Origin of the sequence: Mycobacterium neglectum, assembly GCF_002591975.1 — a bacterium.
Classification (GTDB): domain Bacteria; phylum Actinomycetota; class Actinomycetes; order Mycobacteriales; family Mycobacteriaceae; genus Mycobacterium; species Mycobacterium neglectum.
In genome coordinates this window covers 1-748 of the sequence record NZ_NVQE01000119.1, presented here as the reverse complement: position 1 = coordinate 748, position 748 = coordinate 1, and the positions used below count along the sequence as shown (strand labels likewise).

Annotated in this window: 1 protein-coding gene; it reads right to left on the bottom strand. The window is 66.0% G+C overall.

What is annotated here, in order from left to right; all coding sequences use genetic code 11:
• On the bottom strand, positions 1-748 hold a 748-nt coding region (locus tag CSQ99_RS30640), incomplete at both ends, for a type I glyceraldehyde-3-phosphate dehydrogenase (protein WP_099042703.1).

Sequence of the window (748 nt, the reverse complement as noted above, 5' to 3'; positions counted from 1 at the left end):
CTCGACACGATCGGCGCGTCGTAGTACTTGAGGATGCCTTTGAGCGGACCATCGGCGGCCGCCTTGAACGCGAGGTTGATCTCTTCGGCGGTAGGCGCCTTGGACAGCTCGGCCGTCAGGTCGGTACACGAACCCGTCGGGATCGGCACACGCAGGGCGTACCCGTCGAGCTTGCCCTTCAGCTCGGGCAGCACCAGCCCGATCGCCTTGGCGGCGCCGGTCGAGGTGGGAACGATGTTGAGCGCGGCGGCGCGCGCACGGCGCAGGTCCTTGTGCGGGCCGTCCTGCAGGTTCTGGTCCTGGGTGTAGGCGTGGACCGTGGTCATCAGGCCCTTCACGAGACCGAACTGGTCGTTGAGGACCTTGGCCAGCGGCCCGAGGCAGTTCGTCGTGCACGACGCGTTGGAGATGATGTTCTGGCTGCCGTCGTACTTGTCGTCATTGACGCCGAGCACGATCGTGATGTCCTCATCGCTGGCCGGCGCGGAGATGATGACCTTCTTGGCGCCGGCATCCAGGTGGCCCTGCGCCTTGGCGCGGGCGGTGAAGATGCCGGTGGACTCGACGACGACGTCCACGCCGAGGTCGCCCCACGGCAGGGCTGCCGGTCCTTCCTTCACCTCGAGTGCCTTGATCTTGGTGTTGCCGATCACGATGGTGTCCTCGCCCTCGAGGCTGATGTCCTCGGGGTAACGGCCCAGGATCGAGTCGAACTTCAGCAGGTGCGCCAGGCTGGCGTTGTCGGTCA